Raw genomic sequence first — 4,973 nt, 5'->3', positions numbered from 1 at the left:
TTCGTCGACCTGCAGAACCTCAACGACGAGGTGCTGCGCGAGTACCAGGGCGGCCACCGCGACTGGCTCACCAACTACGAGCGCTACGGCCGTACTTACTACCTCGGCGTTTCCGCGCGATGGTGAGGTCATGAGCTTCGCGAGCCTTCCGCGCCGCCGCCTCCTGGCCCACGCCGCCGGCCTGGCCGGAGCGGCGCTCCTGCCCGGCGCCAGGACGCCGGCCCTCGCCCAGGCCCGCCTGCCGGCCGACCCGTTCCGGCTGGGCGTCGCCTCCGGCGAGCCGGAGCCCAGCGGGGTGGTGCTGTGGACGCGGCTCGCGCCCCACCCGCTCTCCCCCGACGGCGGCATGGCGCCGGCGCCGGTGGAGGTGACCTGGGAGATCGCCGAGGACGAGGGGTTCCGCCGTCCCGCCGGCCGCGGCCGCGTCCTGGCCGTCGCCGAGGCCGGCCATTCGGTCCACGTGGAGGTCGGGGGCCTGCGCCCCGACCGCGCCTACTGGTACCGCTTCGCCGCCGGCGGCCACCGCAGCCCCGTCGGCCGCACCCGCACGGCGCCCGCCCCCGGCGCGGAGGTCTCGCGCCTGCGCCTCGCCTACGGCTCCTGCCAGAAGTACGAGGCCGGCTTCTACGGCGCCTATCCGCACCTGGTGGACGAGGACCCGGACCTCATCCTGTTCCTCGGCGACTACATCTACGAGCAGGCCGCCACCGACCGCGGCGTGCGCCGCCACCCGGGCCCCGAGCCCACGGATCTCGCCGGCTACCGGGTCCGCTACGGCGCCTACAAGTCCGACCCCGCCCTGCAGGCGGCGCACGCCTGCGCGCCCTGGATGGTGGTCTGGGACGACCACGAGGTGGAGAACGACTATGGCGGCGACCAGGCCCGCGACGGGACCGACCCCGCCGTCTTCCTCCGTCGCCGGGCCGCCGCCTACCAGGCCTACTACGAGCACATGCCGCTGCGCCGCCGCTCCATCCCGGTGGGCCCGCAGATGCTGCTGCACCGCAGCCTGGACTGGGGGAACCTCGCCCAGCTGCAGTTCCTGGACACCCGCCAGCACCGGCCGCACCGCACCTGCGATGCGCTGGCCCAGGGCAAGCTGATCCCCGACTGCCCCGAACGTTCCGACCCGGCCCGCTCCCTGCTGGGCGCCGCCCAGGAGCGCTGGCTGATGGAGACGCTCGCCGCCTCCCGCGCCCGCTGGAACCTGATGGCCCAGCAGTACGTCATGGCCGAACTCCAGCGGCCCACGCCCGAGGGGCCGCGCTACTCCAACGACGGCTGGGGCGGCTACGCCCAGACCCGGCGGCGGATCCTCGAGCAGTGGCGCGACGCCCGCGTGTCCAATCCCCTGGCGCTCGGCGGCGACATCCACTGCTTCGTGGCCGGCGACGTGGGCCTGGAGCCCGGCCGGCCGATCGCCAGCGAGTTCGTCGGCGGCTCGATCAGCTCCCTGGGCGCCCCCAACGCCGACCTCGCCCGGCTGATGGACGCAAACCCGCACCTGCGCTTCACAGAGGGCGAGCGCCGCGGCTACGGGGTCGTGGAGCTGACGCCGGCGACCACGACGATCGCCTTCCGCGCCATCGACAACGCCCTGGTCCCCGCCTCGCCGGTCCGCGACCTCGCCCGCTTCGTGGTGGAGGCCGGCGAAGCTGGTCTCAAGCGGGCGTGAGGCGGCTCCTCGCCGTCGCCACCTGGCTCCTCGCCGGCCCTGCCGGCGCCGAGGTCCCGGTGCTGAAGGCCGAGCTGCTGCGCCGCCTGCCCGCGCCCGAGGCGCGCCAGGGCGTGGCGGTCGACGCCCGCCACCTCTACGCCGTCGATAACTCGGCCATCGGCAAGTACGACAAGGCCACCGGGGCGAAGGTCGCCGAATGGACCGGCGACCGCGGCCGCTTCCCGCACATCAATTCCTGCGAGGCGGTCGGCGCCGAGCTGGTCTGCGCCAGCTCCAACTATCCGGCCGTGCCCATGACCAGCTCGGTGGAGGTGTTCGACGCCCGCCGGATGGTCCATCTGCGCACCGTGGCGCTGGGCCAGCAGATGGGCTCGCTCACCTGGGTGGTGCGCCATGCGGGCGCCTGGTGGGCCGTCTTCGCCAACTACGACGCCCGCGGGGGCGAGCCCGGCCGCGACCACCGCTACACCCAGCTCGTCAGGTTCGACGACCAGTGGCGGCGCACCCAGGCCTGGTCGTTCCCCGGGTCGGTGCTGGCCAGGTTCAGGCCGATGAGCTCGTCCGGCGGCGGCTTCGGGCCCGACGGCCTCCTCTACGTCACCGGCCACGACCATCCGGAGCTCTACGTCCTGCGCCTGCCCGTGGGCGGCTCGACGCTGGAGCACCTCGCCACCGTCGAGGTCCCCATCGAAGGCCAGGCCATCGCCTTCGACCGCGCCCGCCCCGGCGTGGTCTTCGGCATCAGCCGGTCGACCCGCGAGGTGGTCGAGGTCCGCCTGCCGAAGGTTCAGTAGGTCCAGGACACCTTGGCGCCGAGCTTCGGGAACTGCGGCCGCACCTGCACCCCGCGCTGCGCCGCCGCCGCCTCCCCGGGGGTCCGGGTCAGGCGATAGCGCACCAGGTAGCCGTCGTGGTCCGAAAGCCTGCCGCCCGTCGCCCCGTCGAACACCGTCCCGGCGCTCACCGGCCGCACCCGGACCGACGCGGGGCTCACGAAGGCCTGCAGGTCCTGCGACGTCAGCCAGGGTTCCGGAGCGTCCGCGTCGGGGTGGTCGCAGCCCGCGTCCGGCCGCCGGCAGAACTCGCTGACCACCGTGTAGGGCCGCGCCTCGGCCCGGTAATAGTAGCGCTCCGGCGCGTTCCGGACGTTGAAGTCGCCGCCGATCAGCAGCGGCCGCTCCGGCGTCGCGTTCGCGGCCAGGAAGCCCAGCAGCTCCTCGGTCTGGCGGTTGTGGGCCGCCAGCGCCCGTTGCGCCGGCACGCGCGCGGCGCGGCGCGAGTTCATGTGGGTGTTGACCACGTCGATCTCGAACGGCGGGTCGCCCAGCGACAGGCGGACCATCATCACGCCCTTGTTGGCCAGGCAGTCGAAGCCGGCGCAGGCCCCGTAGGGCGCGCTGCGCACGTCGGTGATCGGCAGGTCGCTGAGCACGTGCAGCCCGCCGCCGGTGAGCTTGCCCCAGCCCTCGCCGGACGTGACCCGCGCCAGGCCGCCGAGCCCGCCGGCCTCCGCCCGCGCCCCGCGCGCCGGGCCGTGGGCCCAGTAGCGGTAGCCGCTGGCCGCCACCAGGGCCCGGACCTCGCCGCGGAAGCCCTCCTGCAGCAGCACCACGTCCGGCTGGCGGCCCTCGCGCCGCATCTGGCCCAGCTCCTCGCCGATCTCCCGGAGCGCCCGGGCCCGGCCGGTGGCGACCGGCCAGGGCAGACCCTTGATGTTGTAGGTGAGCACGCTGATCTCGGCGGCCGCCGGGGCGGGCGCCTCCACAGCTGGCGGCATGGGAGCCGTGCGCAGGATCTCGGTGGACGAGACGTCGGCCAGAAGCGGCGCCATCGCGAGCATCGCCAGGTACATCGCCTGAGCTCCAAGAGCTGTGGCGTGCTGCTCCAGCGTGGACACTCGCGCCACACCCGCAGAACGGCCACATCCATCTGAGATCGTCGGATGGGTTCCGATCTTGTTGGACGCGGCTTCTCTGGCTTGATTCCGTGACGCCCGAATGAAGCGCAGGGCTAGGGATTGTGACGGCGCGCCGGAGGTTGTCGGCGCACAAGGTCGGGGCGCGCCAGCCCCCCTAGGGTCCGATGATCCGCGGTTCGCCGCACCTTACGGAGCTTCCGAGAATGACCCCATTGCGCCTCGTCCTGCCGCTCGCCGCGGCCCTCGTCGCCGCCCCCGCCCTGGCCCAGACCGCTCCGGCTCACGCCGGGCATCACGCGACGCCGCCGGCGGCGGACGCCAAGGCCCACCATCACGGCCATCCGGGCGGCCACGCCCACGAGGGTCACGACAAGGCGGCCCATCACAAGGCGGAGATGGAGAAGATGCACAAGGCCTGCGCCGAGGCGATGGCCAAGGCGAAGGCCGAGAAGCCGAAGGACTAGCCGGCGTCGCCCGCCGTCTCGCGACGGCGGGCGGGTTCGGGTCAGGCGGCCGCCTGGGCTCCGATGTCGGCCGGCTCCGAGGCCTCGGCCGCGGGCAGGCGGATCAGGTAGTCGAAGGCCGAGAGCGCGGCCCTGGAGCCCTCGCCCATGGCGATGACGATCTGCTTGTACGGCGTCGTCGTGGCGTCGCCGGCGGCGAACACGCCCGGGACGCTGGTCGCGCCGCGGTAGTCCGTCTCGATCTCGCCGCGCGGCGACAGCGCCACGGCGTCCCTCAGCCACTCGGTGTTGGGGACCAGGCCGATCTGCACGAACACGCCCTCCAGGTCCACGCGGTGAACCTCGTCGGCGTTGCGGTCCCTGTAGGTCAGGCCGGTCACCTTCTCGCCGTCGCCGTGCACCTCGGTGGTCAGGGCCGAGGTGACGATCCGCACGTTGGGCAGGCTGGCGAGCTTCCGCTGCAGCACCGCGTCGGCGCGAAGCTGGCTGTCGAACTCGATCAGGGTCACGTGGGCCACGATGCCGGCCAGGTCGATGGCCGCCTCGACGCCGGAGTTGCCGCCGCCGATCACCGCCACCCGCTTGCCCTTGAACAGCGGGCCGTCGCAGTGCGGACAGTAGGCCACGCCCTTGTTGCGGTACTCGTCCTCGCCGGGGACGTTCATCTGGCGCCAGCGCGCGCCGGTGGCCAGGATCACGGTCTTCGACCGGAGCGTCGCGCCGTTCTCCAGCTCGACCTCGATGAGGCCGCCCGGCGTCTTCGCCGGGATCAGCTTCGCGGCGCGCTGCAGGTTCATCACGTCGACGTCGTAATCCTTGACGTGCTGCTCCAGGCCCGAGGCCAGCTTCGGCCCTTCCGTGTGCGGCACGGAGATGAAGTTCTCGATGGCCATGGTGTCCAGCACCTGGCCGC

5 protein-coding genes are annotated in these 4,973 nt (G+C 73.3%); 3 read left to right on the top strand and 2 right to left on the bottom strand.

Going from position 1 to position 4,973, the window contains the following annotated elements:
• Positions 1-130 precede the first annotated feature (130 nt).
• Together V7Z97_RS19320 and V7Z97_RS19315 are read left to right on the top strand one after the other, a co-directional pair.
• Positions 131-1,675 carry an alkaline phosphatase D family protein gene (locus tag V7Z97_RS19320; protein WP_334165105.1) on the top strand — a complete coding sequence of 515 codons (1,545 nt, stop codon included), beginning with the start codon at positions 131-133 and terminating at the stop codon, positions 1,673-1,675.
• Positions 1,672-2,472 carry a hypothetical protein gene (locus tag V7Z97_RS19315; RefSeq protein ID WP_334165103.1) on the top strand — a complete coding sequence of 267 codons (801 nt, stop codon included), beginning with the start codon at positions 1,672-1,674 and terminating at the stop codon, positions 2,470-2,472. Before V7Z97_RS19320 ends, V7Z97_RS19315 begins: the two co-directional genes overlap by 4 nt.
• On the opposite strand, the gene V7Z97_RS19310 is transcribed toward V7Z97_RS19315, so the two are convergent.
• On the bottom strand, positions 2,466-3,530 hold the full coding sequence (locus V7Z97_RS19310) for an endonuclease/exonuclease/phosphatase family protein (protein ID WP_334165102.1): 1,065 nt from the start codon (positions 3,528-3,530) through the stop codon (positions 2,466-2,468). The two genes, V7Z97_RS19315 and V7Z97_RS19310, sit on opposite strands and share 7 nt — an antisense overlap.
• A 269-nt stretch (positions 3,531-3,799) precedes the next feature.
• On the opposite strand from V7Z97_RS19310, the gene V7Z97_RS19305 reads away from it, so the two are divergent.
• Positions 3,800-4,060 carry a hypothetical protein gene (locus V7Z97_RS19305; RefSeq protein WP_334165101.1) on the top strand — a complete coding sequence of 87 codons (261 nt, stop codon included), beginning with the start codon at positions 3,800-3,802 and terminating at the stop codon, positions 4,058-4,060.
• A 41-nt stretch (positions 4,061-4,101) separates the two neighbouring features.
• Here the strand turns inward: V7Z97_RS19305 and V7Z97_RS19300 are convergent.
• A partial coding sequence (locus tag V7Z97_RS19300) for an FAD-dependent oxidoreductase (RefSeq protein ID WP_334165098.1) occupies positions 4,102-4,973 on the bottom strand: 872 nt, incomplete at its 5' end.

Source organism: Phenylobacterium sp. (genome assembly GCF_036821595.1).
In the GTDB taxonomy this organism is placed as follows: domain Bacteria; phylum Pseudomonadota; class Alphaproteobacteria; order Caulobacterales; family Caulobacteraceae; genus Phenylobacterium.
Note: the sequence above shows the minus strand (reverse complement) of the source record. Positions and strands in the feature narration are given on the sequence as shown.